This window comes from Pseudovibrio sp. Ad13, from assembly GCF_001623225.1.
Lineage (GTDB): Bacteria > Pseudomonadota > Alphaproteobacteria > Rhizobiales > Stappiaceae > Pseudovibrio.
Genome location: NZ_LMCC01000005.1, coordinates 124938 through 150077, shown reverse-complemented (window position 1 = coordinate 150077; position 25140 = coordinate 124938). Strand labels below are relative to the sequence as shown.

Genomic DNA, 25140 nt, shown 5'->3' with positions numbered 1-25140 from the left:
TCAGGCCTCTTCCAATGCGTAGAGCTTGACGCCCGAGACAACGCGGGTCAGCGTGCCCTGCCCTTCAAACGGATTGTCGACGTTGAAACCAAGCTTGTCAGACCAAGCCACTCCCAGCCACTGCGCAATGAGTACATGGAGCACGGACATCCAGCCATCCTCCAGTTTGCATGGAATGTGCACATCTGCCTTTGCAGAATTGCCAATGGTGGTAACTGTTTGCTCGCCGAACTGCGCCTTCACCTCGTCTGCCAGATCCTCGTCGTAACGGCGGGAATGCAGGTTGTTGGAGAGAAACACGAAGACCTTGGTCTGATCATCAACAAAGGACTTTGGGCCGTGCCGGAAACCGAGGGAGCTGTCCCAGATAGACGGGATTTTTCCTGCGGCCAGTTCCATCACTTTGAGCGCACTTTCGCGGGCAACAAAGGCAAGCGGACCGGAGCCTACGAAGACGGCGCGCTGTGGGATGGTGAGTTTGCCTGCCAGTTGATCCGCCTCTGCCAACACGATTTCAGCTGCGTGGCTGATCTCGTTCATGTTGGCGGCGAACTCTTCCGGTGTTTCCTGCCCAAACACTGCCATGGCTGTCAGGATCATAGTGGTGAAACTGGAGGTCATAGCAAAGCCGCTGTCGTGGCATTCGTCCGGCAACACAATCACGCGCTGACTGGCCTTTGAGGCAGGTTGGCGGGTCGCCAGTGCGCTGTCCTTGTTGCAGGTGATGTTCAGCCGTGGTGCTTCGGGGAAGATCGCGTCCAGCAGATCCAGCGTGCCGATGGACTCGGTGGAGTTGCCGGAGCGCCCAAAAGAGACAACCAGCGGAATGACACCGTTGCGTTTAAACACGTGCGGGGCACTGACAAGATCTGTTGAAGGAACGGAGCGCATTGGCAACACGGAGGTTGCGTCCAGCGCTCTGCACAGAAGGTCGCCGATATAGGCGGATGTGCCTGCCCCGCAGAACCAGACTTCCGTGGCTCCGGAGTTGGCAACCCATTCGCTCAGATCACTCAGACGCGCAGCGAATTCCTGTCCCCAACTTGCCCAGATTTGCGGTTGCGCCTGAATTTCGCGCGTAGTTGCCCATTTGGTCAGATCGACCATCGCAGCATTCCTTCATAAAATCAAATAGTTACAGTTACCTTAGAAAGTGTTTCCGGTTGGTCTGGATCCAGACCCAACTGGAGAGCAGTTTCCAAAATCACTGGGTACAATGCACGCAGCAGCATGGCGGAGCTTGCTGCGGGAGTAAGGCCCTGCGCACCAACGGTTTCTGGTGTCAGGCGGAAAACATTTGCGCCGACAGAGCGGAACCGCTCTTCCGCCAGGCTCAGGCTCTGGTTGCTGACCTCTTCCCCCGTATCCAGGATGAGGACACAGAGCGGTTTTGTGGCCAGTTGCAGCGGACCGTGCAGCACCTCAGCAGCGGAATACGCTTCTGCATGAATGGCTGTTGTTTCCTTCAGTTTCAGCGCAACTTCCTGCGCTGCGCCAAAGCCGCAACCGCGTCCGATCACATACACATGCGGCGTGGACTTCACGGCTTCAATGATCTCGTCAGCCTGCTCAAGTTTCGCCTCAGCACTGGCCAGCATGGCTTTTGCCGCTGCTTCACAGGCTTTGGCGTAGTCTGGTTTGAGCGCGGCCAGCAGAGCCATTCCGGCGGCAATGGTGCAGATGACTGTTTTGGTGGCCGGAACGGCTTGCTCCAGGCCTGCTTTGATATCGACACAGGCGTCCGTCTCAGTTGCTAACGGAGAACCCGGTGTGTTGGTGATGGCGAGCGTTTTACCGCCGCCGTTTTTGAACCCGATTGCAGCACTGACCAGATCCTTGCTTCCTCCGGATTGGGAGAAAATAAGGGCGCCAGCATTGCCCAACTGCAATCCATTCCCCAGACTGAACACAGAGGGCGGCAGTGTTGTTACCGGCTTTTGCAGTTCGGCCATCAGTTCATAGGAGATCAAGTTGGCGGCGGCGTCTGAGCTTCCACGCGCAATGGTGTAGAACGTGTCGAGCTTGTCCAGCGCTGCTGCTTTGACACTCTCAGTGAGGTCCTGACGGACCCCTTCTGCGAATGCCGGAATTGCCTGATCTATCTCAGCGCGCATGTACGCGCCGGGGAGTTTGGTCACTGTATTGATTCCATCTTTTTTGTTGTTGCTGCGGTTTCCCGCAGGTTGAAACTGTCGAATTTCTGCCAATAGGACGTCAGGTCCACGACCTGACCGGTTGTGCGCGCCTGATCGAGTGCCAGTGCGGCAACGCCTGCTTCCAGCGCATCCACGACGGAAACTGGCAGGCTGTCCATTTCACCGCGCAGATAGGCGCAGAGGTCCTGACACATCATGTCATCAGCGCCGTAGTGTGCGCCGGGGCGGTCGATGGACTTGTTGTAATCTTCATCCACCAATGTGCCGCGGGTGTGGGCATCGGTCACTTTTAGATAACCGCGCACGAAGTCACCTTCTGCCATGCCCTTGGTACCAATCACACAGAACCGGCGGTGTTCGTCCGGTACGTTGATGTTGGTGTGGAAGGCCATGGTGGCCCCGCTCTCGTATTCGAGGATCGCGGTCTGGTGATCGACGATATCGCCATCAGAGAGGAACGGGTCTTCCGCGGCTTCCCAGATGGACTCTTTAACATGATACACTTGCGTATCTGTTTCTTTTGCTGGTGCATTGCTTGGGACAAAGGATTTTCTACCGCCAAAGCTAGCAACGCGGGATGGGCGCGAGCCAGTCACCATGTTGTAGATATCAAGATCGTGGCAGCATTTTTCCAGCATGAAGCCGCCGGAGTACTTCTCATGGCGGCGCCAGTCACGCATGAAGAAAGCCCCATGATATGGCGCGATATGCTCGTTGGCCTCAATGGAAACCACATCGCCGATCTGACCAGCTGCCTGCGCATCCCGCAGATCTCTTGCATGCTGGGCGTAGCGGAGAACCAGACCGATGAGCACCTGATCTGCACCGTGTTTGGAAAGCAGCTCTGCCAGTTCCATGGTCTCGCTCATGGAGATCACCACTGGCTTTTCTGCAAACATGCGGATGCCAGCTTCCAGCCCGAGGCGGATGTGCTCCAGATGCATATGATTTGGAGAGCTGACGAACAACAGATCCGCCTTTTCACCAGCCAGCATCTCTTCCAGCGTGCCATAAGGCTTGATGGCCTCGTGGTTTTTGAGGCGTTCAATCTGGTGCGGTTTGGGGTCTACATAGGCCACCACTTCCGCTTCGCTCATGTGAGCCTGCAGTCTTTCCAGAACACTGACAGCTCGCAAACCCAAACCAACAACGATGATACGCATGTGTTTCTCCTATGCCAGTTCCAGAGCACCAAGGCGTTGCAGTGCAACTCCTCTTTCGTCAAAGACGTAGGCATCCTCCGGCTTGATACTGAGTTTTATGGTTGTGCCTTCCGGAATCTCAGCCATGCCAGGCAAGGATGTACAAAACGCGCCGTCCCCTTCAACTTTACCGTAGGCGATGGAATGGGCTCCCAGCCGCTCCAGCACTTCTACATGCATGGAAACTGGTCCATTCTCATCAAGCTGCATATGCTCAGGGCGGATGCCGATATCCACGTTGTCACCGGCCTTCACGCCCTCAGACGACACTGGCATGCTCATGACACCGCCATTGGCGAGTTTCACGTGCAGCATGCGGTCTTCAACGCGGCTGACGATGGCAGGCAGGAAGTTCATTTTAGGATGGCCGATGAAACCAGCCACGAACTTGTTGCGCGGGCGCAGGTACAGGTCCATCGGGGTGCCGCACTGCTCCACCACACCGCCGTTGAGCACCACGATACGGTCGGCCATGGTCATGGCTTCCACCTGATCGTGGGTGACGTAAATCATTGTGGTGTCGAGGCTTTTATGGAGCTTGGAGAGTTCCACACGCATGTCCCCGCGCAGCGCTGCATCAAGGTTTGAGAGCGGCTCGTCAAACAGGAACACTTTTGGATTGCGAACAATGGAGCGACCAATGGCAACACGCTGGCGCTGACCACCGGAGAGCTGTCCCGGCTTGTGGTTCAGGCGCTCTTCAAGTTGCAGGATTGCAGCAGCCTTGTTGACGCGGTCCTTGATCTCCTCTTCCGGGCGTTTTGCGACGCGCAGCGGAAAGGCGATGTTTTCGAAAACTGAGAGGTGAGGATAGAGCGCGTAGCTTTGGAACACCATGGAGATGCCACGGTCAATAGGGTGGTCATCGGAAACGTCTTTGCCATCAATGATGATGGAGCCTTCGGAGGCTATTTCCAAACCTGCCACGATCCGCAGGAGCGTTGTTTTTCCGCAGCCAGAAGGGCCAACGAAGACGACGAATTCCTTGTCCTCAATGGAAAGGTTGACGTCTTTCAACACGGTTGTTGGTCCAAATGATTTTTCGATGTTTTGTAGCTGGAGCGTGGCCATAATATTCGTCTTCTCGCACTAAGGAACGGGGAGAGGCTGTCGCCAGCCTCTCCGGGTTTTGCTTACTTGAACTCTTCGAGTTCTTCAGCGGCGATTGCCACCAGGTTTTCAGCGGTATCGTCTTTCAGGATGATGCCCTGAATCATGGAGTTGATGGTTGTCTGCATCGCTTTGTAATCAACAAAGAGGGGCTCTGGACCACCAGTTGGGATGGAGTCTACGAAGACTGCCCAGTATGGGTCATCCATGTAGTATGGCTTCTCATAGCCAAGCTCTTCGTATTTCAGGATTGGTGTGAGGCCCCAACCGTCTGGTTTGTCCAGTGTGTACTGAGATTCGCCTGTGGTCATCATGCGTGCAAATTCCATCGCCAGTTCTTCATGGCCAGAGCCTTTGAAGACAGCGAGGGAGTCAGTGATGAGAAGCGTACCACTGACACCACTTGGACCTGCTGGAATTGGAGCAGCCTTGGTGGTGATGCCTTCTTTATGCTGACCGCGAGCCCAAGGGCCGTCGATGTACATGCCGACTTTATTGTCGTTGAACAGATCACGGACCTGCGTGCGCTCAAATGCGGTTGGACCTTCCTGAGCAACTTCCACCAGCTTGCCGTAGAACTTCAGAGTTTCCAGAGTGTTCTTGGAATCCAGAGTGATTTCGTTGGTGGATGGATCGATGACCTGACCGCCATTGGAATACAGGTAGTTGAGGAACTGGTGCATGGTGTTGTCGAAGTCTTTGCCCGTCAGACCGACACCTGCTTTACCGGTTTTGTCCTTGATGGTCTTCGCAGCCGCATACATCTCGTCCCAGGTCTTTGGTGCTTCACACGCAAGACCGGCTTCCTCGAAGATGTCACAGTTGAGGAACAGACCCTTAGTGGAAAATGCACGCGGGAAGCCCCAGAACTTGTCGCGATAGCTCACGGTGTTCAAAACGCCCGGCTGATAGGCTTTCTGCTGATCTTCAGAGATCGTCACATCAACAACGAGGTCGTTGTCTGCCAACTGTTTTAACGTACGTGAGCCCATGTAGGACACAGATGGCGGGCTGCCTGCGGATGCAAGTTTCAAAGACTTATCCTGACAGGTGCCCCATGGAAGGCTTTCCATGTTGACGGTGTTGCCGGGATGGGCGGCTTCAAATGCGGCAATAACCTTGCGATCTTCATCCAACCCGTTGTCCCCACAACGGATGAAATGTAGCTCAGCTGATTGTGCAGATGTTGCTGCCATCATTGCGCCTGCCCCTGCAGCCGCTGCAAATAGTAGTTTGGTTCTCATGGTTTCTCCTCCCAGTAGTAACCATTGACACTTTTAAAAATCACTCCTTGATCGCACCGGCTGTGAGGCCGGCCACCAAGTAGCGCTGTAAAAATAGGAAAATTACGAGTACGGGCAGTATTCCAACAATGCTTGCTGCCATCATCTGGTTCCATTTGACTGACTGATAGCCAATGAACTCGAGGATGCCCGCTGGCAGAGGCATGAACTCCTTGACGCTGTTGAACGTGATCGCGAACAGGAACTGCTGTGCGTAGGCTGACAGGAACACAGCCACACCCACCACGATGAGACCGGGAACCGCCAAAGGCAGAACAACGCGGCGCAGAGTGTACATACGGCTGGCGCCATCCATGAAAGCTGCTTCTTCCAGTTCGCGCGGGATTTTCTCCAGATAGGATTTCAGGAGCCAGATTCCCATTGGCACCAGAAACGCTGCACCGGGAACAATCATGGCGAAGTATGTGTTCAGCAGGCCGTAGTTTCTCAGGAGCTTGTACAGCGGAATAAGCAGGACAGCACCGGAGAACATGTTAACCGCCAGAAAGATGCCGAGACTGAGTGATTTGCCTTTGAAATCAAACCGGGCATAGGCATAAGCGGCGGGAATGACGAACGCCAAAGCCAGAGCTGTCACCGAGATGGAGATCAGCATGCTGTTTGCGATGTAGCGCGGCAGCATTGGCACTGTCTCCCACATCTGGGAGTAGGCTTTGAACGAGAAGTCGTCTGACCAGAACTGGTAGGGCGAGCGGAACAGGTGTTCCAGTGGCCGCAGCGAGGTCATGAACATCTCAAAAAACGGCAGCAGAATGAAGCCGAGGAATAGCACCACGCAGAAGTAGAGAAATACTTTATGTGGCAGCGAGTAACGATCCATCATTTTAGGCTGCCTCGAAACGTTTTTTGATCTGGTGAAGTGCGAACAGATAGACCAGCGAGAACACGCTAAGCAGTGTCACCACAATCACAGCACGGGCTGCCCCCTGCCCGAACTTGAAGTTTGCAATGGCCATCTTGTAGGTGTCGATGATCAGCGTTGTGGTTGCGTTGCGCGGGCCGCCTTCCGTCAAGATCCAGATGATCTCAAAGGAGTTGAAGGTCCAGATGATCGACAGGATCGACATGGTGATGATCACCGGTAGAATTTGCGGAATGGTGATGCGGCGGAAGCGGTACCAACGGGACGCCCCGTCCACATAGGCTGCTTCATAAAGATCGCGCGGCACGCCCTGCATGGCTGCCAGCATGAAGATGGTCACCATAGGCAGGCCGACCCAGACATCGGTCACAACAGCGGAGTAAAACGCGCTTTGTTTGTAGGCGAGGAACTCAAACGGGCCATCCAGAATGCCTACGTATTGCAAGGCTCCCGAGATGATGCCGAAGTGGCCGTTGTAGAGCCACAACCAGCCGAAACAACCAATCGCGACAGGCACAATCCACGGCGGCATGACCAGCATGCGGAACAGAGCCCGCCCCGGAATTGCCGCGTTGAGCAGCGTTGCACCGATCAGGCCGAAAATGATTTTGAATGAGACAGACAGAAACATCCAATAGAACGTTCTGGACACTGTCTGACCGAATTTGCGAGAGCTGAGCAGCTTCTCATAGTTGGCAGTGCCGATGTAGGCTTCGCCGCCAATGTTGGCGTTGGTGAAAGACAAACGGACTGTCTCTACCAGCGGCCAGGCCACGACTAATACGAGATACAATGCTGCCGGAGCAATCAGTAGCCATGCAAAGGTTGCCTGTGAGCGCATGAGCCCTTGCAGTATCCCTTGTTTCTTTTGTGCCGAACCGCCGCGCTCGCCCTGATAAGGCAGCAGGTCCCCTGACGCATGTGTCATGCGCTCTCCCCAATTCCCAAAGGTGATCGCTTGTCACTCGCCGCTTGCGTCTTGTTATCGCCAGGGAGACGAACCGCGTGTTTTTTGCGAGCACCAAAATAATACCAAAACAAATCCATTTGTCTACCATTTCAGTACCTCCTGTGAAATATTTCTGTTTCAGGCGAAAAAACTTCGATTTTTCAAGAAAATCGCGAGGGGATAAGCTTTATTTCTTTCATTGGTATCCCATCGGTATTGTTTTGCATTGGTATCAAAAAGGTATTATAGATAATACGGATTCACATAAAGATGAGCAGAATGAGCGCACAAGAAGATACCCATACCGATCTGTTCTCAACGACATCCTGGCAGCAGAGGAGTGGCGGTCCACGCTACTTACAGCTTTACCGACACCTTGAATCTGCCATTAAAGATGGGCGGTTAGCAGCAGCGACCACTCTGCCTGCCGAGCGTGAGCTGGCTACATTGACCGGCTTGTCCCGTGTGACGATTCGCAAAGCCATTTCGCAGCTGGTGGTGGATGGTCTGGTGATTCAGCGCCGAGGCTCAGGCTCTTATGTCGCCCCTCAGATGAAGCGCATGGAGCAGTCATTATCTGCGCTCACCAGCTTTACCGAGGACATGCAGCGGCGCGGAAAAACGTCTTCCTCCGAGACGCTGTCCTGTGGGATCTACCTTCCCTCACCTGAGGAGATTGTTGCGCTTGGGCTTGCGTCTGACGGTCAGGTTTCGCGGATTACCCGTCTGCGCCGTGCGGATGGTATTCCGTTAGCCATTGAGACCAGTTCGCTCTCAACCGAATTCGTGCCTGATCCGTCGCGGATTGAGACGTCTCTCTATGAGAAATTGTCTTTGAACGGTATGCGCCCTTCCCGTGCTATCCAGCGCATCTCCGCCTGCAAACTGACAGAAGAGCAAGCTGACTTGCTGGAAGTTTGTGAAGGGGATGCGGCGCTTTACATTGACCGAACGGCTTATCTGGCGAGTGGCCGGGCGATCGAGTTGACCACAGGCGTTTATCGCGGTGATATCTATGATTTTGTTGCAGAATTGCGCAACGTCTGAGATATCGAAAGCCCCGCTGCCAAAATTTGGAGCGGGGCTTTTATTGTTTAGTCCCTTACATCCTGACGCCACCCGATGGCAGAGAACAGCTTGCTGTAGCACGCAGCCTTTTGTGTGATCTCATCTGCATCCGGTTTGTTGGCGCGGGTCGCCCAGCCGATTTCAGAAATACCCAGAATGCGCGGAGCCATCATGGTTTCCATGTTGGCGTCTCGCAGGACGACCTCTGACCACAGGCAACCCTGGGCGCCGATGATCTTGCCTTCCAGCTCTGGTTCATTTTCCGGCACCGGATCCCAGTTCACACTGTCTGCAAGGCTGGTGATGCCTGCCCAGTTGAGGCCGATCTCGTTGAAGTTGCTGGAAGGTGCAATATCCCAATAGGCGTGCGCAGCTGGGGTCATCACCACCGAATAGCCTTTGCGCGCTGCTTCCAGACCCGGTCCTTGCTGTGTCCACGAGAACAAGATGGCGTCGTTGTTGATGCCTCCATTGGCACCTTTGGCAGCTTCTTCCCACGCTGCGGGGCGTACGCCCAGCGAACGGACGTAGGACGCCAGCTTGTCCATCATCCAGCCCTGCACGTCATCCGCTGTTTTGAGGCCCTGCTCTGCCTTCAACTGTTCGATGGCAGGAGACCTGGTCCATGCTGCTGGCGGGCGCTCATCACAGCCAAGGTGCAAGTGAGCAAACGGGAAGATGCCAGAGATTTCCTTGGCCAGCGCTTCCATATAGGTCCACGCTTCTGGCAAGGCGGGATTGATGGTGTTGTTCAGGTAGCCGTGGACGGAGATTTCACCGCTTTCATCCGCTGCATCGCGTAGTTCCGGGTGGATTTGAAGCACAGCCCAGGAGTGAGCGGGAACTTCGATTTCTGGCAGGACTTCGATGTTCAATGCTTTGGCGTGGTCCACCAGTCGCTTGGCGAAGGCAATGGAGTAAGTACCACCTTGCGGGCCATCCGCAGCCCCATAGATGCCGGGAACGACACGTCCTTCGCCGCGCATGCCAGACTTCTTCCAGAGCTCTGGATAGCTCTCCACCTCAAGACGGAAAGCCTCATCATCGCAGAAGTGCCAGTGGAAGCGGTTAAGCTTGAACAGCGCCATCATATCCACCAGCCGCAGCAGGGTTTCCGGCTCGTAATAGTGGCGTGCGCAGTCCAGATGCTGGCCGCGCCATTCAAACCGTGGTGCATCGGAAATCTGGCCGCAAGGGATGGTTCCACCGTAGATCAGCTTGAGGTTGAGCAGTGTGATGGAACCGTAAAAAGCACCGGCTGCCGCTGACGCAGAGAGCGTGATGCCCTCTGAGGTGATTGCCAGTTCGTAGGCGTCTTCGGCGAGTTCTTCGGTTTTGGCAAAGCGAAGCGCAATACCATCCTCAGATAGGAACGGACCAATGTTGTTGCGCTCTGCAAGGGCCTCCACAGCGTCCGTGCTGTCGGCCTCGCCTTCGGCATCCCAAGAACGGTCCAGCTTGTAACCTGCGCTTACGTCCAGCGTGTCACCGGAGGGCTGCCAGCTTTGCGGGGCTGGGACAAGCATCAGTTCACTGGATGCGGGATCGGCCTGTTGCTCAGGCAGTTTGGTGGTGAAGGCCAGATCAATGCCGCGCGGGGCGAGCTGGACTGGCGCAATGCTGCCATCCTCCATGCGCAGGTAAGCGCCTTTTGGCAGCCAGCTGCGGTTGGAGGGGTTCATGCTTCGCTTGTATTTGAGCGTGAACGCCAGGGCCTGCCCTGTTCCCAGTACATCTCTGTCAAAGCCAAGCTCTATGTAGCCCGCCGTCATTTTCTTGACAGTGGCGCCTTCAACCACCTCACAGGGCGCAAGCATGCTGAAGCACAGGGTGTAGTTGGAGATGGGTGCATCACACTTGGCAGAGAGGATGCAGTTGATCTGCCGATCCTCCGTTCTCCATGTTTCCATTCTGATTGTAGTATCAGCACAGGCAGCAGCTTCCATGCCCACGACTCCTCACCAATTTCAGGATGTTGCAGTGAGCACACCAAAGGCAACGGGTTGCCTGAGCGCATGCTCTAACTGCTTGAATTTGCGAATGCTCTTGTCAGAAAATCAGGTTTCATTTCCTGAAGAACACGCAGTAGCATAGCTTCTACTTGGCTGGGCATGTCAATACCATGGCAGACAAATAAATCCATAATTTTGAATTGGTATTACTCTCGAAATGCGCGGGTAGTTACTTTATTTTGAACAGCTGAAACTTACACAAACACTCATGGTGACAAATCAAACACAAACTTTTCAGGTTGCATAAGTCTTTGACTGCAATTCTGTTTTCCAACGCAGTCGCCTGCCTTGTTGCATCAACTCCGGAGCAAGGCATGGTGTTTGTTAGAGCTTTCCGGCTGATAGACAATCTGCCTGCCAAATTTAGGACCAGTTATTCAAGGTGGCCTTCCTCACATCGCGATTAAGACCTCATTTGCGGCTGGGTAACGTGTTGGGTTCTATACTTGCAGGAGAATGTTGAGTTGTCTGCGAAAGGCCAAAGAGGATGGAACGCAAGAGTGTACGGACCCGAGATGGAGTGGAACTCTCCTATCTGACAGGCGGGCAAGGACGGCCTGTCTTTTTGCTGAGTGGCTGGAGCCAGACGGCATCTGTATATGAAGGACAGTTCGCCGACTTTTGCCAGGACCATACGGTATACGCCCTTGAGAACCGGGGGCACGGCGCATCACAAAAGCCCACGGATGGTTATCGAATCCATCGGTTTGCCAAGGATCTGTTTGACGTGGTTGAGGCGTTGGACCTTCGAGATTTCGACGCGGTTGGCCATTCGCTTTCCGTCGCCATGCTCTGGGCATATCTGGATATGTTCGGGACTGAACGCCCTGCGCGCCGTCTGATTTTTATCGACGAGCCAGCGGCCCTCATGGCACGGCCCTCATGGACACAACAAGAGATCAACGAGGCGGGTTCTATCCACCCCACTTTGGAGTCACTTGATGAGATGGTGGAGGCTATTCGCAGGACCCGCAATGTTGAGGATCATCTTGAGATTATTAGCGGGATGTTCACCAGCAAGGTTGGTGATGCTGCCTTGCGCGCATTGGCAGCCGAGAACCTGAAATTGCCCCGCGTGCATGCTGCTGCTCTTATCGAAAACCTCATGATGCAAGACTGGCGGGCCTTTTTGCCTAACATTCACCAGCGCACTCTGGTATTTACAGGCGAGGCCAGTTGGCATCCGCTGGCTTCACAGCAGTTCATCGCTTCCTCAATGCCAAATGGTTCGCTTGAGGTGATCCGCGAAGCCGATGGTGGAAGCCACTTCCTGATGTTCGAAAACCCAGCGCTCTTTAATGAGAAAGCACTGGGTTTCCTGAATGCGTGAGAATCTGCCTACTGTGTTTTCAGCGTGCTTTTGGAGATCATGTAGGCTGCTCCGGCCAATGCTGTGCCGGCGAAGGCATCCATAGCTGCGCGAGAACGGGCGGAGACTGCGAATTTGGAGGCCCGAGTTCCGAGATAGGCGTAAAACAGCAGTGCCGGATATTCGAGCGCGATGTTGAAGACGGCCAGTGCCATCATGCGCAGAGCCATGCCATCACCTTCCCCTGCGAACACAGGCAGCATCGCGCCAAATGACAGGACGGACTTCGGGTTTGCGCCCTGCATTGCGAATGAGGTGAGGAACAGCTTCAAAGTGGATGCCGGCTTCTGCTCTTTCGCTTCGCCCAGCGAGGCTGAGAAAGCGGCTTTGAAAGAGCCATATGCAAGATACAATAGATAAGCTACGCCAATCCATTTGACCGTCTCAAACAGGACTGGGAAAGACAGTAGCAGCGCGCTCATGCCTCCCGCGGCGAGGAGCGCATACATGAGGTTGGCTCCGAACACACCGGCCATGCTGGCGTGGGTTTTACCAATACCGTTTGTGATGCTGTCGCCAACCACTTTCAGGACCGCGGGACCGGGTGTGAAATTGAGCGCCATGAAGGTGACGATAAACCCAAAAATGAGTGTGGCATCAAAAGAGCGAAGAAGCTCCATGGTTTTTCCAATTCAACGCTAGAAACACATAAATAACGCAAAGCAACGCACATACGAACGCAACCCAAAACCCGGAAGGCTAAGGGGAGATGACTGATGGTTCATCTCCCCTCGCGCGCGGATTAGAAATTCACTTGCCGTAAGCCTTAAGGCCCGCCTCTCCAAACGTGGCACTGTGAGTTTCTGTAGCTGCCCCCTCTCCGCGCGCTGTTTGTGCAAACTCTGTTGGTCGGCACATTCGCAAGGGGCGTGCCAAACTAACGATGACGCACTGATCTTCTGATAACTCATTGATGAATATGTGTATATTTCCGGATGGGACTCATTGAAGGAGGACCCAAGAAATCGATAATACTGCCCATTGTTTGATCAGATTGCCCATCTGCTAAGCAATCAGACATAAAAAACCCGGTGTTTGAGACACCGGGTTTGGCTTTTCTGAGATGCAGCAGGTCTGTTCAGGCAGGTTCTGTGATCTTTACTGGTTCGGCCATTTTGCAGGTCTGGCTGATTAGATTGCGCAGTTTTTGTCTTGTCTCCGAACAGGTTAGCTGACCGTCATCATTGGTCTTTGATGCCATATTACCGACAGCGACATATCGCGGATGCACCCAACAACCGTGGTCAGCTGCAAACGACGCCAGACGCGGAAGCATTCTTACACCCCCGAATGGACCCGGTGCGGCGGCCAACAAACCAACCACTTTTCCCTCAAGCACGGAGTGGGATTTGCCAGCTGCACGTCTGGACGCCCAGGTGAATATGTTATGTAGATGCGGGGTGTGGAAGCCGTTGTATTCGGGAGAGGAGATCAGGATTACATCTGCAGCTTCAATCTGTTGCCGTAGCATCGAGAGCTGGTTCTGAACGGTGGCATCTGCTTCAAGATCGGAATGATAGAGGGGAAAAGAGGCAAGCTGGTGCGGCAGGCTGGTCGTCTGATGGTTCAGGTTATGCGCTTCTTCTTCAGCGGCATCCAGCAGGCTCTTATTCAACGAGCCTTCTCTGGTGCTTCCTGAGATGAGGAGGATATTCATGGGAAACTCCATATGACAATATTTTTGTTTTTATATACATTTTTGTTTCTTTATTATGCAAGCACAAAAAAAGCGGCACTGAACTTCAGCACCGCTTTTTGAAATTTGACCGTAAACACTTCTTTATTCTAGCGAACACTTAAAGCAGTTCGCATTTAAGCTGAAACACTTGCACTGCTTTAGCCTTTGTTTTTGCATATCTTTATCCGAAAACCGGTTTCCACTTTTCAGAGATACGCTGTAGGGTTAATCAAACCGAACGCACTTTAGGAGAAGAAGCGCTCAGTGATCTGCAGCATGATCTGATGACCTCCCCAAACGCCAAGGATCGCTACGCAACCAGACAGAACTGGTGGAGCGGGAATAGGTAGTTTGATTGCGGTGAAGATCGCTCCGATGATGAAGCCAGCAAGTGTTGACATAAGCAGTTCAGCCATGGTGTCTCCCGTTAATTCTTTCTTATTGTTCAGAAAACTCTGTTTTCGTTGAACTACAGCCCTTGCTTCTACTGCGCGCCCATACCCCTGCAGTCCCCTGGGTGTATGACCGAAAACCGTGAAGGACAGCCAGCTAAGGTCCTTGAATAAATATTTGGGTCGCCCGACAAGACGGACCCTACCCTGTAATTGCACTTTTAACGCAAAAAAAATCATTTGCAGAAAAAATATTCAAAATGCGATCAGTTGCCGCACTGTCATTTTCATTAGTTAAGTTAAATCAATGTGTTGATCAGCAATCATTTATGTTAGTTCTGCGCAAAACTCCTGCGTTTTCTTACGGCACTCGTACTTACCGCCATTTTCATGAGCTCAGAATTGTGTTGTCAGCCCATCCCTCTGCCTTTACGTTAAAGTCAACATAAGCGCCTTTGCGATCCTTTACTGGTATTCGCTCAGGCCTGCAGCTCGACGCTTTTTTGTTGCACGACCATTCTGTGGAATGCAGTGCGAGGGGGAATAAAATGGCAGAGTATAATGTGACGGCGCTGGCTATTCCGCTGTTTCTGTTTTTTATGCTGATGGAATACGCCTACCTGCGCATGAGCGGGCGGGACCTGCACCGGTTTAGCGATAACATTGCCAGCCTTTCCATGGGCATTTGCCTGCTGGTTTCAGATGCGCTGCTAAAAACTTTTACATTCTCGGTGTTTATCTGGGCGTGGTCATCTTATCGGCTGTTTGACTTTGGCTCAACCAGTTGGGCCACATGGGTCCTGTTCTTCTTTGGTGTGGACTTTTGCTATTACTGGTTCCACCGCATTGCACACACCTACAATTTTCTTTGGGGCGCCCATGTGGGGCATCACCAAAGTGAGGAGTATAACCTGACCACGGCGCTGCGGCAGAGTGCGTTTCAGTATGCGTTCTCGTGGGTCTTCTATCTGCCTCTCGCCTTCTTCGGCTGCCCGCCAGAGGTGTTCCTTGTGCAATTTATGCTGTTGAAGGCCTATCAGTTCTGGCTGCACACCCAGGCGATTGATCGTATCCCCCTTATGGAAGGTGTGTTTTCCACGCCCTCAAGCCACCGTGTCCACCATGCCAAGAACCCGATTTACATCGACAAGAACTTCGGCGGCACGCTGGTGATCTGGGATCGGATGTTTGGCAGCTGGCAGCCGGAGGTCGCAGAGCATCCTTGCCATTATGGCACCACAACGCCGCTGAAAACGTGGAATCCGGTGAAAGCCAACTTGCAGCACTGGTCCATGCTGTTTCGCGACAGCCTTCATACGCGCAGCTGGTGGGACAAGGTCCGGCTGTGGTTCAAACCAACGGGGTGGCGACCAGAAGACAGGCGGCGGAACACCAGTAAACTGCAGAAAACAGGTGTCACCAATCGCCCTAAATTTGATCCGGTGATCTCACCGCTGACCAAGCTGTACTGTGGCATTTCATTTGCGTTGCTGGTGCTGCTGGTGACCATGTTTATCTTCCTGTCCCCACAACTGAGCGCGCGGGAGCTGGCGTTTGGTGTGGTGCTTATTCTGGCTGGTCTCGTGATGATCTCGCAGTTTCTGGAGGGCAAGTATCAACTGCGCTTTGTTGAGGTCGCACGCGTGCCAGCTCTGCTCTGGTTTCTCACCGTGCTTTGGACTTTGCCGATTTCGACGCAGGTCTCGCAGCGGATGGATGTTGCAAAAGGGGTTTCGCCTGAGATTGAACTCTCTGAAGAAACAACGCTTTCTGCACTGCCGTGGCTGGAGAAGCCAGCGGTTTTGGATGGCAGCACACCTGCGGTGCAGCAGGTGACGTGGCATCCTGACGGGGAGCAAGGACAGCTGGAATATACGCTGCGCTATGAGCTTTCCTCTTTCCCGGAGCATGTTGCGAACATCATATCAGCTCGCAACGCGCTGGAAGAAAGCAGTCGGGTCTGGTTGCAGGAGCAGCTTTAGGCGGTCCTCTTATTCCCCATGTGGGGCAGTGACATAGGGAAGGTGTCCGGACTTGATCCAGAGCTTGGCGCCCTCTTCTCCTGCTGTGATGTTGAGGTCATAGCCGATGGGTACACGGAGCCAAGCGTGTTCGGGAAGGTCCTCTCCATCTTCGGTGATTGAACCCTCCAGCACGAAGATTTCTGCTCCGCCGTCAGCCTCAACCGCGTGGTTTGCACCTGCCTGCCAGTGCTCCATACGCACATTTTCACGCTCATCCTGAAACAGAGGGGAGACAGCAACACCTTCGCGCATAGCATCGTTTACGCGGCCAAGTTTGTTGGTGTCCACGCGCACATGGGTGCGGTCTGCAAGGTCGAACTGCCAGAGTTTGACGAGGATGGTACAGCCGGGTTCAGAGGCTGGTGTGTGTTTGGATTCAGGTGGGTTGCGGATGTAGGAGCCAGCCGGGAAATCCCCGTGCTCATCCTGAAATACTCCCGCCAGAACAATGAACTCTTCCCCGCCAGTGTGGACGTGTTCAGAGAAGTGGCTGCCGGGTGCGAAGCGAACAACGGTGGTTGCTCGTGCAACTTCATCTCCCAAACGATCAAGTGGCCTGCGCTCAACACCTTTCATTGGGGACGCGACCCAAGGAATATCGTCGCTGAACTCAACCACTCGCTTTGAAAAATCACCGTTGATCTTCACTGAAGCCTCCATCACATGATGCTCTCAAGTTAAGCACACTTGTCGCTCATTTACAGATGTTAGCGTGCTGTTAGGGATCACTTCATTGTTAAGCTGTTTGTTGCATTCCGTTCCCAGCAGTCCCTTGTTAGGCTTCCGGCGATTTTCTGATGCACTGCGCTGTGCAACTACGGGACGCCTGACCATGAGCCTGCTGGCAGATTTACTTTCCACCCTTTTTGATCGTCGTTATGTTTTTATGGGCAAGCGGGATGAGCGCCCCCTTACCGAACTTTGCAATGCCTTGATGAGCAGTCAGGGAGACGTTTCCGGTGCTGCCATTGCCCACGAGATTCTGGATGGCTACGCCACCACAGATACTGAGGGAAAGCGGGCGTTTTTTGAGCATTTGAACCGCGAAATGGACATTGATCCAGATAAGCTGGAGACCGTTGTTTCCAGTTATAAAACAGAGCGGACGGAAGCCAATTACCGAAAGCTAGTAGAGGCCGCGGAGCCAAAACGGCAGGAGTTGGCACGGCGGCTCAATCAGGTTCCCGGTGCCACTCATCAGCTGGTGCATATGCGCAAGGACTTGCTGGGTTTCATGAAGGAGCAACCGAATCTGGCGCGCACTGATCTGGACTTCCAGCACCTGTTCAACTCGTGGTTCAACCGTGGTTTTCTGGTGCTGCGACCTATCAGCTGGGATAGCCCAGCGCAGATCCTGGAAAAGATTATCGCCTATGAGGCCGTGCATGCCATTGATAGTTGGGATGATTTGCGCCGTCGTTTGCAACCGGAAGACCGGCGGTGTTTTGCCTTCTTCCATCCCTCATTGCCAGATGAGCCGCTGATTTTTGTGGAAGTGGCGCTGACCAAAGGTGTGCCCTCGTCCATTCAAGGCGTGCTTGCAGAAGAGCGGGATATTGTGCCGGTTGATGAAGTGGATACGGCGGTCTTCTACTCGATTTCTAACTGTCAGAGCGGGCTGGCTGGTGTTTCCTTTGGCAACTCACTGATCAAGCAGGTGGTGCAGGATCTTTCGCGTGAGCTCAGTCAGCTGAAGACGTTTGTGACGCTGTCCCCGCTCCCTACTTTCTGCAAGTGGGTCAAAGAGCAAGAGATTGAGCTGCCGGAGACTGATGCAGCCCTTAAAGAACTCGCTGCTTATTACCTTCTTGAAGGCAAGCGGAAGAACGATATGCCGTTTGATCCGGTGGCACGGTTCCATCTTTACAACGGTGCGCTGGTGCATGACGTGCATGTGGGGGCGGATACTTCTGAGAACGGCAAGAAGCAATCGGCGGGGGTGATGGTGAACTACCTGTATGATCTACAGAAGATCTCGCAGAACCACGAAGTGTTTGCGAATAAGAAGGAAATCGTGGCCTCCAAACGGGTGCAGGCGCTTGCTAAGGCTGGTGTGGTGCAGACAGCATCCCAGCCCAAGAGCGATGTTGCCTAGCCGACAATCTTTCGGAGTGCTTTGTTCAGCGGGGCAAGCCTGCGCGGCATGGGCAGGTAGACATCCTCGAACAGCTTCTTGTAGAGCTGAACCGTTTTCGGGTCCGGCTGAAACACCTCGTTTTGCCGTGTCATGGCCTTCATGGCCTGCGTGAAGTCAGGGTGGACCCCAGCACCTACGCTTGCGGCAATGGCAGCGCCCAGACCAGCAGTTTCAAAGGTATGCGGGCGCTCGGTGGGCAGGCCGAAGATGTCTGCGGTGATCTGCATGATGGCGTCAGATTGTGAGCCGCCGCCGGAGACACGCAGGACGTTGATCTTCTCACCGCTTTTGCGCTCGATCCGCTTCAGACCGCGATGTAATTCCAGCGTTATGCCCTCAATGATCGCGCGGTAGATGTGGCCTCTGGTGTGCACATCCCCAAAGCCGATAATCGCGCCTTTCACTGGCGTGGAACGTCCGTTGTCACGGCCCCATTTAGGCAATAGGGTCAAGCCATGGGACCCGGGAGGTGTGCTGTTGAGCAGGTCGTCAAAGAACACTTCGACCGGACTGCCAATCTCTTTGGCTTTCTCCTGCTCCGGGTGGCCGAACTCTTCCTTGAACCAGTTGACCATCCAGTACCCCAGAATGACGGAGGTTTCTGGTGTGAACATACGCGGCATACCCCCGGCATAGGCAGGTAGAGGGCGCTCCACCTCGAAGTACTTTCTGGAATGAATGGTTGCCGTTGCCCGTGTGCCGTAGCTGAGGCAGCCGACGCTGGCATCCACTGCGCCGCAGCCGACAGCTTCGCATGCTTTGTCAGCAGCTGCGGAGATGACTGGTAAGCCTTCCGGAAGTCCAGTGTGCTGGGCAGCTTCTTCACTCACATAGCCGATTGGATTTCCGGGTTCTATGAGCTCTGGTAGGTGGCTGCGCTTGAAGGCGAAGAGCTTCCAGAGAAAGTGGTTATCACTCGCCCATTGCTGCTTTTTGTAATCGTAGGGAATGTAGCCAACCTGTGCGCCAGTTGAATCGCGAAAAAGATCTGTCAGCTTGAAGTTGAGGTAGCCGGAAACCTGCAGGAACTTATAGGTTTTCTTCCAAATTCCGGGCTGGTTGACTGCGATCCAGTTCACTTCACATTCGCTACGTACGCTCTTGATAGATCGGGACAAGCCTGCCACGCCAAAGATTGTTTTCCAAAGCAGTGGCAATGGTTTCTGCTGGTCTTCAATACGCTCGTCCATCCATGTGATGGCAGGGCGCAGAGGGATGCCTCTCTCATCAACTGAGATTTGCGTGCCGCGCTGTGTGGTGACACTCATGGCTTTGACGGCAGCGGGGTCAGCTCCTCTATCCCACAGTTCACGGCAGCAGCGGCCCAGCAGCTCCCACAGGATTAGCGGATCAATTTCTGACCAACCGGGATTATCACTTCGATAATCCGTAATCGGCTTTTGTACTTTGGACAGGAGCGTCCCGTCTGGAGAAAACAGCAAGGCGCGGATGCTCTGGCTGCCGCAGTCGATGGCGAGAAGCGTTTCCGTCATCCTGCTGCCACCTCTTGCATCATTTCCTGCTCTTGGGGCGCGTGAGTTGTTGGCAAGCTGTAGTGGTCTCGCCAAATCTTCTGATATCGCGACCACTCATCCTGCCATTTGTCCATGGACCACCCCAGTTTATCTCTCAGTTGTGTTTCCAGCTCATCAGCCAATGCTGCCCCGCCTTCTTCCAACACTAAGCCAATTCGAGTGCGGCGCAAAAGGAGATCGTCCAAATGCACGACTTCTTCATGCATGACAGCCCACTCAAGCTCTGCCCAAATGCGGTTTGTGCCACTGATGAAGGAAAGACCCTTGGGAGATATTGCTGCGATAAGTGTTGGAAAATCAGCGCCATAGTAGCCCTGTAATCGCTTGAATTCGGCTTCTGGTAACCCAATACTGTCCTTCGTTTCAATGGGAGGTTCGAACACATAGTCTCCCGCCCGCGCAGTGCTCTTGCCTTCCAGATAGGTCGCACAGGTTTCCAGCACTTGCTCGGCCATCACGCGGAAGGTGGTGAGCTTTCCACCTGTCACCGTGATGATGCCATCATCATCCCACACCACATGGTCGCGTTTGGCTTTTGATGGATGCAGTTCTTTAGGGTCAACGCCTTCATTGCCTACGATTGGCCGGACGCCAGACCATGTTGAAATGACGTCTTTCTCAGTAAGCTTTGTGCCGGGGAAGTTGTGGTTGGCACCATCAAGCAGATACGCCACCTCCTCCGATTTGATCGCGGCTTCCTGATCCAGATCCTCAGAGTGATCCAGATCAGTCGTCCCGATTACCGTGCGGCCCAACCACGGGTAGATGAAGACGCCGCGCTTGTCCTGCGGGTGCAGATAGGTCAGGCATTGATGCACTGGCATACGCCAGGACGGGACGACTATATGACTGCCACGTAAAGGGCGAATGCGTTTGGCCTGGCCCAATTGTTCACGCAGGTCATCCGCCCAAACTCCGGTCGCGTTGATGACTGTTTTGGTTGAGATGGCAAAGACTTCGCTGGTTTCCTGATCTTGCACTTCAAGGAGTTTTGGTCCTTCCCCCTCACGATGGATCATCTTCACAGCAGCATAGTTGAGTGTGGTTGCACCGCTGCATCTGGCATCAGCAAGGACACGCAGGACAAGGCGGCTGTCATCTGTGAGGGCATCAGTATATTGCGCTGAGCCCAGCAAACCATGTTCATTGAGCCCCGGCAAAGCAGCGATGGTCTGGTCACGGTCCAAATATTTGTGGTCACGCTTTCTGGCGAAGTATCCGTAGATGTTGAGAAGGACAGAGAAGGCGCGACGGGTTGGGAACTGCTTTTCGCGGAACGGAAAAAGGTAGCTCATGGGCTCGATGAGACCGGGGGCTTCCTTCATCAGCCTTTCACGTTCCCGTACAGATTCCCGTGCCAGCCGGAACTCGCCCTGAGACAGGTACCGTAAGCCGCCATGCACCATCTTGGAGGAGCGGCTGGACGTGCCCCATGCATAATCCTGTTTTTCCAGCAGCAGAACATCGAGCCCAGTTCTTGCTGCCATCAATGCAACACCGGCTCCGGTGATGCCACCGCCAACAACAACCATGTCCCACGGCTTGCTGCGCTCTTTTGTGAGTGACAGCTTTTCGTGCCTGCTAAGTTGTCCTGTATTCGCCATTGCCCCCTCCTCTAATACTGAGTGTTATGCGGGTTCTGTGTTGCTTACGGTTTCCTCGGAGATCAGAACACCGGGGTTCATGCGGTGGTCTGGGTCGAAATTGTTGCTGAGGGCTTTCAGAGCACTCATGCCCAGCACGCCTTTTTCCGCTGGCAGATACGGGGCGTGGTCACGTCCGACACCATGCTGGTGGCTGATGGTTCCGCCGTGGGCAACCACGGTTTCAGATGCGACTTTCTTGATGATTTTCCAGCGTTCCAGTGTCTCTTCATAGGTGCTGGCAACTGGGAACAGATAAGTGGTGTATGCACTGGAGCCTTGCGGATAGACGTGAGACAGATGCGTGAAGGCGAACACGGGAATGCCTTGTTCCTTCAGTGCTTTGGTGACGCTTTGTTCGACCACGTTGATGTATGGGCGCAGGGCTGACCAGTCCATTGCCGTCTCAAAGGTATCGACGCCCACACCATGCTCCCACAAGGGGTGGCGCAGATATGGTCCTTTGAAACGGCCTTCCTTCCATTTGTCGCCCAGCATCTTGGAGAGAACGCGCTTGGCGCCGTGTTGCTTCAGGTAGGTGTTCGCAAGTTTCTGGTTTACGGAGACTTGCTTCTTTGATCCTGTCAGCCCAAAGGTGAGCATGCATTTTTGATCTGTCAGGCCCTTGAGTTTGAAGAGCATATTGAGCTTGGAGAGCTTTTTCTCCGGCACGGCCAGCTTCAGGCTTACATCGGTTTCTGTTGCATTGCTCAGGCGCATCATGGAAAGCGGAATGCGGCCTTGCGTGATGGCCTGCACTGCTGCAACACCGCTTTCCCAATCCGGCATGAAGACCGTATAGAACTGCTCCGCCTCAGCCAATGGCGTGACGCGCAGTTTTACTTCAGTCAGGATGCCAAGTGTGCCTTCTGAGCCGAGCACCATTTCCCGCAGATCAGGGCCAGCAGATGATGCGGGGAGACTTGGAATTTCCAATGTGCCCTTTGGCGTTTCCAGCGTACCACCGGCAAAGAGCTGCTCAATGCGGCCATACCGCAGAGATTGCTGGCCAGAGGAACGTGTGACGACCCAGCCACCTGCGGTGGAAAGCTCAAAGCTTTGCGGGAAGTGGCCGAGCGTGTAACCGATGGCTGCCAGTTGAGCTTCCAGATCCGGCCCGCGCACGCCAGCTCCGAAAGTCGCGATCTGACTTTCCTTGTCGAAATCCAGCAGGCGGTTCATGCGCGTGAGTGCAATGGTGATCTGTGGTTTCTCACTGGCAGGACATGCCAGATGGCCGACAACGGACGTGCCTCCGCCATACGGGACGAGGATGACATCTTGCTGCGCTGCCCAGTCCATCAGATCACGGATTTGCTGGGAGGTTTCCGGGAAAGCGACTGCATCAGGGATGTTTTCAAACTTGCCACTGCGCATTTGCAGCCAATCTGAGAAGCTCTGCCCAGATGCATGCCTGATGCGCGTTGAGGGCGTTTTATCCAGTAAGGGATGGTCTGGTGCGCGAGACGCAGGAACACGCTCAATGGCGCTTTGCAAGGTGGCGTCAGATAGCGGATGAGTCTTGCCTAAAAGCTCTGCGATCAAGGCCTTAGCAAAATCTGCCAGCTCCGTCTGGTGCGTATCATCGCCCCAACCGTTCCATCTTCTCATCTTCGTCGCTCCCCCACACGTATAAACTGTGCTGCGTGACGCATGCTACACAGAGTTTACGCATAGGGAAACTATGCAAGTGGATTATTTTGAGTGATGGCTAAAATACGCCGCGTTACACGACAATCTTCTGGCTCATCTGCTTGCCAACCCCGAAAACGCGCTTATAGCGTTCAATTTCTTCTCGTGATCCCATAGCCTTATTGGGATTGTCGGAGAGCTTGACCGTTGGTTTGCCGTTTGCAGAAATGGCTTTGCAGACCAATGAGAACGGCGCCAAGGCATCTTCTGGCACCAGCCCGCGGAAGTCGTTGGTAAGCATGGTTCCCCAACCAAAACTGCAACGAACGCGACCGTGGAACTTGCGCTGGAGGTGAGCAATCATGTCTTCGTCCAACCCATCAGAGAAGATGACGCGCTTTTGCGTTGGATCTTCACCGCAGGCTTTCCACCATTTGATTGCTGCTTCTGCGCCTTTGACTGGGTCACCGCTGTCGATGCGGATGCCTGTCCAGGAGGACAGCCAGTTCGGAGCGCGTTTCAGGAAGCCTTCGGTCCCGAACGTGTCTGGCAAGATAATGCGCAGATTGCCATCGTGCTCTTCCTGCCAGTCATTCAGCACCTGATACGGGGCGTCGGCAAGTTCCTCGTCACTTTCTGCCAGAGCGGAATAGACCATCGGCAGTTCGTGCGCGTTGGTGCCGATTGCTTCTACTTCGCGGCGCATGGCGATCAGGCAGTTGGATGTGCCGACAAACTTCTTGCCGAGGCCTTCCATCATGGCCTGCACGCACCAGTCCTGCCACAGATAGGAGTGGCGGCGGCGGGTGCCAAAATCTGCCAGTGACAGGTCTTCAACCTTGCGCAGGCATTCGACTTTTTCCCAGAGTTTGGTCATGGCGCGGGCATACAGGACCTGTAGCTCGAACCGGCCCATGTTTTTGAGCACGGCCCGGGAGCGCAGTTCCATCAGCACAGCGAGAGCCGGGACTTCCCAGAGCATCACGGCAGGCCAGTCGCCTTCAAAGGTGAGCTCGTACTGGTCGTCTTTGACTTCCAGATGATAGGGCGGCAGGCGCAGGTTTTCGAACCACTCCAGAAACTCGGCGCGGAACATGGACCGCTTGCCGTAGAACATGTTGCCGCGCAGCCATGTGCTTTCCCCGCGAGACAGGGAGAGCGTGCGGATGTGGTCCAGCTGGTCGCGGAGTTCCTTTTCATCAATGAGCTTTGCCAGCGGAATGTGCTGCGCTCTGTTGATGAGGCTGAAGGTGACCTGCGTGTTCGGCTTTTTCAGAAAGACCGACTGTGCCATGAGCAGCTTGTAGAAGTCGGTGTCGATCAGGGAACGAACAATCGGGTCGATTTTCCAATTGTGGTTATAAACGCGGGAGGCAATATCAATCATTGTGCAACCATCTCGCCAGAGAATTTGACGCCGTGGCTTTGCATCTCATTCAAAGCCTCTTTCAGGGATCCGTTCAGGTCAATCGCTCTGCAGGCATCCAGATGTACAATCACGTCGAACCCCAGCTTTGCCGCATCCACAGCTGAGAAACGCACGCAGAAATCCGTGGCCAGACCAACCATGTGCAGTGTATCGACACCGCGCTCACGCAGGTAAGCCGACAGGCCGGTTGGGGTGGTGTGGTCGTTCTCAAAGAAAGCGGAGTAACTGTCGATGTGCGGACGGAAGCCTTTGCGCAGGACTAGGTCGGCACTGTCGGTATTCAGGTCCTTGTGAAAGGCGGCACCGTTTGTGCCCTGCACGCAATGGTTTGGCCACAGGACCTGCGGGCCATAAGGCATATCGGTCATATCATAATGCTGCTTGGCGTCGTGATTGTCCGCAAAGGATTTATGGTGCTGCGGGTGCCAGTCTTGCGTCAACACTTTGACGGCAAACTCGTTTTGCAGCTCATTGACCAGAGGGACGATCTGCTCACCGTGCTTCACAGCCAGAGCTCCGCCCGAACAGAAATCGTTCTGAATATCAATCATAATCAGAGCTTCGTTTGTCGGTCGTGTCATGGTTGCTTCCTGTTCGCGATGAGTAGTCCTGTATGAGTTTCGCAGAGCAAAATGCGA

General features: G+C 54.1%; 21 protein-coding genes. 4 read left to right on the top strand and 17 right to left on the bottom strand.

Annotated features, from left to right (window positions below; genetic code table 11):
- The 7 genes from PsAD13_RS07525 to PsAD13_RS07495 all read right to left on the bottom strand — a co-directional run bounded on the left by PsAD13_RS07525 (position 1) and on the right by PsAD13_RS07495 (position 7475).
- Positions 1-1107: an SIS domain-containing protein gene (locus PsAD13_RS07525; RefSeq protein WP_063317771.1), complete on the bottom strand. Its 1107-nt coding sequence runs from the start codon at positions 1105-1107 to the stop codon at positions 1-3.
- Positions 1108-1127: 20 nt separating this feature from the next.
- Positions 1128-2138 (bottom strand): SIS domain-containing protein, encoded by a 1011-nt coding sequence (locus PsAD13_RS07520; RefSeq protein ID WP_063317770.1) that lies wholly within the window; start codon positions 2136-2138, stop codon positions 1128-1130.
- On the bottom strand, positions 2135-3319 hold the full coding sequence (locus tag PsAD13_RS07515) for a Gfo/Idh/MocA family oxidoreductase (RefSeq protein WP_063317769.1): 1185 nt from the start codon (positions 3317-3319) through the stop codon (positions 2135-2137). Before PsAD13_RS07515 ends, PsAD13_RS07520 begins: the two co-directional genes overlap by 4 nt.
- 9 nt (positions 3320-3328) lie before the next feature.
- Positions 3329-4429, bottom strand: coding sequence for an ABC transporter ATP-binding protein (locus PsAD13_RS07510; protein WP_063317768.1), 1101 nt, complete (start codon positions 4427-4429; stop codon positions 3329-3331).
- 62 nt (positions 4430-4491) lie between these two features.
- Positions 4492-5712: a sugar ABC transporter substrate-binding protein gene (locus PsAD13_RS07505; protein ID WP_063317767.1), complete on the bottom strand. Its 1221-nt coding sequence runs from the start codon at positions 5710-5712 to the stop codon at positions 4492-4494.
- A 40-nt stretch (positions 5713-5752) separates the two neighbouring features.
- Entirely contained in the window at positions 5753-6595 is an 843-nt protein-coding gene (locus tag PsAD13_RS07500) for a carbohydrate ABC transporter permease (RefSeq protein ID WP_063317766.1), read from the bottom strand.
- A 1-nt stretch (position 6596) separates the two neighbouring features.
- A complete protein-coding gene (locus tag PsAD13_RS07495) occupies positions 6597-7475 on the bottom strand; it encodes a sugar ABC transporter permease (RefSeq protein ID WP_208986508.1) in 879 nt (292 codons plus the stop codon).
- A 387-nt stretch (positions 7476-7862) separates the two neighbouring features.
- Between PsAD13_RS07495 and PsAD13_RS07490 the strand changes: the two genes are divergently transcribed.
- Positions 7863-8630 carry a GntR family transcriptional regulator gene (locus tag PsAD13_RS07490; protein WP_057463808.1) on the top strand — a complete coding sequence of 256 codons (768 nt, stop codon included), beginning with the start codon at positions 7863-7865 and terminating at the stop codon, positions 8628-8630.
- Positions 8631-8677: 47 nt separating this feature from the next.
- Here PsAD13_RS07490 and PsAD13_RS07485 read toward each other — a convergent pair whose 3' ends face one another.
- Positions 8678-10597, bottom strand: a complete 1920-nt coding sequence (locus PsAD13_RS07485; RefSeq protein WP_063317764.1) for a family 20 glycosylhydrolase — start codon at positions 10595-10597, stop codon at positions 8678-8680.
- Positions 10598-11150: 553 nt separating this feature from the next.
- Between PsAD13_RS07485 and PsAD13_RS07480 the strand changes: the two genes are divergently transcribed.
- Positions 11151-11993 (top strand): alpha/beta hydrolase, encoded by an 843-nt coding sequence (locus tag PsAD13_RS07480; protein ID WP_063317763.1) that lies wholly within the window; start codon positions 11151-11153, stop codon positions 11991-11993.
- Between the two features lie 8 nt (positions 11994-12001).
- Here PsAD13_RS07480 and PsAD13_RS07475 read toward each other — a convergent pair whose 3' ends face one another.
- The 3 genes from PsAD13_RS07475 to PsAD13_RS07465 form a co-directional block, all read right to left on the bottom strand.
- Positions 12002-12652, bottom strand: a complete 651-nt coding sequence (locus tag PsAD13_RS07475) for a LysE family translocator (RefSeq protein ID WP_208980514.1) — start codon at positions 12650-12652, stop codon at positions 12002-12004.
- Positions 12653-13110: 458 nt separating this feature from the next.
- Positions 13111-13689 carry an NAD(P)H-dependent oxidoreductase gene (locus PsAD13_RS07470; protein WP_084404678.1) on the bottom strand — a complete coding sequence of 193 codons (579 nt, stop codon included), beginning with the start codon at positions 13687-13689 and terminating at the stop codon, positions 13111-13113.
- 266 nt (positions 13690-13955) lie between these two features.
- Positions 13956-14126: a DUF1427 family protein gene (locus PsAD13_RS07465; RefSeq protein WP_057463812.1), complete on the bottom strand. Its 171-nt coding sequence runs from the start codon at positions 14124-14126 to the stop codon at positions 13956-13958.
- Positions 14127-14650: 524 nt separating this feature from the next.
- On the opposite strand from PsAD13_RS07465, the gene PsAD13_RS07460 reads away from it, so the two are divergent.
- Positions 14651-16084 (top strand): sterol desaturase family protein, encoded by a 1434-nt coding sequence (locus tag PsAD13_RS07460; protein WP_063317761.1) that lies wholly within the window; start codon positions 14651-14653, stop codon positions 16082-16084.
- A gap of 9 nt (positions 16085-16093) precedes the next feature.
- On the opposite strand, the gene PsAD13_RS07455 is transcribed toward PsAD13_RS07460, so the two are convergent.
- Complete coding sequence (locus PsAD13_RS07455) at positions 16094-16774, bottom strand: cupin domain-containing protein (RefSeq protein ID WP_063317955.1); 681 nt, start codon at positions 16772-16774, stop codon at positions 16094-16096.
- Between the two features lie 184 nt (positions 16775-16958).
- Here PsAD13_RS07455 and PsAD13_RS07450 point away from each other — a divergent pair, with 184 nt between their 5' ends.
- A complete protein-coding gene (locus PsAD13_RS07450) occupies positions 16959-18221 on the top strand; it encodes a malonyl-CoA decarboxylase (protein ID WP_063317760.1) in 1263 nt (420 codons plus the stop codon).
- On the opposite strand, the gene PsAD13_RS07445 is transcribed toward PsAD13_RS07450, so the two are convergent.
- The 5 genes from PsAD13_RS07445 to pncA form a co-directional block, all read right to left on the bottom strand.
- Positions 18218-19756 carry an FGGY-family carbohydrate kinase gene (locus tag PsAD13_RS07445; protein WP_063317759.1) on the bottom strand — a complete coding sequence of 513 codons (1539 nt, stop codon included), beginning with the start codon at positions 19754-19756 and terminating at the stop codon, positions 18218-18220. The genes PsAD13_RS07450 and PsAD13_RS07445 overlap by 4 nt on opposite strands.
- A complete protein-coding gene (locus tag PsAD13_RS07440; RefSeq protein ID WP_063317758.1) occupies positions 19753-21402 on the bottom strand; it encodes a glycerol-3-phosphate dehydrogenase/oxidase in 1650 nt (549 codons plus the stop codon). The genes PsAD13_RS07445 and PsAD13_RS07440 overlap by 4 nt, the downstream gene beginning before the upstream one ends.
- Before the next feature lie 24 nt (positions 21403-21426).
- A complete protein-coding gene (locus tag PsAD13_RS07435) occupies positions 21427-23052 on the bottom strand; it encodes an FAD-binding oxidoreductase (protein WP_063317757.1) in 1626 nt (541 codons plus the stop codon).
- 115 nt (positions 23053-23167) lie between these two features.
- A complete protein-coding gene (pncB, locus tag PsAD13_RS07430; RefSeq protein WP_063317756.1) occupies positions 23168-24460 on the bottom strand; it encodes a nicotinate phosphoribosyltransferase in 1293 nt (430 codons plus the stop codon).
- Entirely contained in the window at positions 24457-25083 is a 627-nt protein-coding gene (gene pncA / locus PsAD13_RS07425) for a bifunctional nicotinamidase/pyrazinamidase (RefSeq protein ID WP_063317755.1), read from the bottom strand. Before pncA ends, pncB begins: the two co-directional genes overlap by 4 nt.
- Positions 25084-25140: the final 57 nt, after the last annotated feature.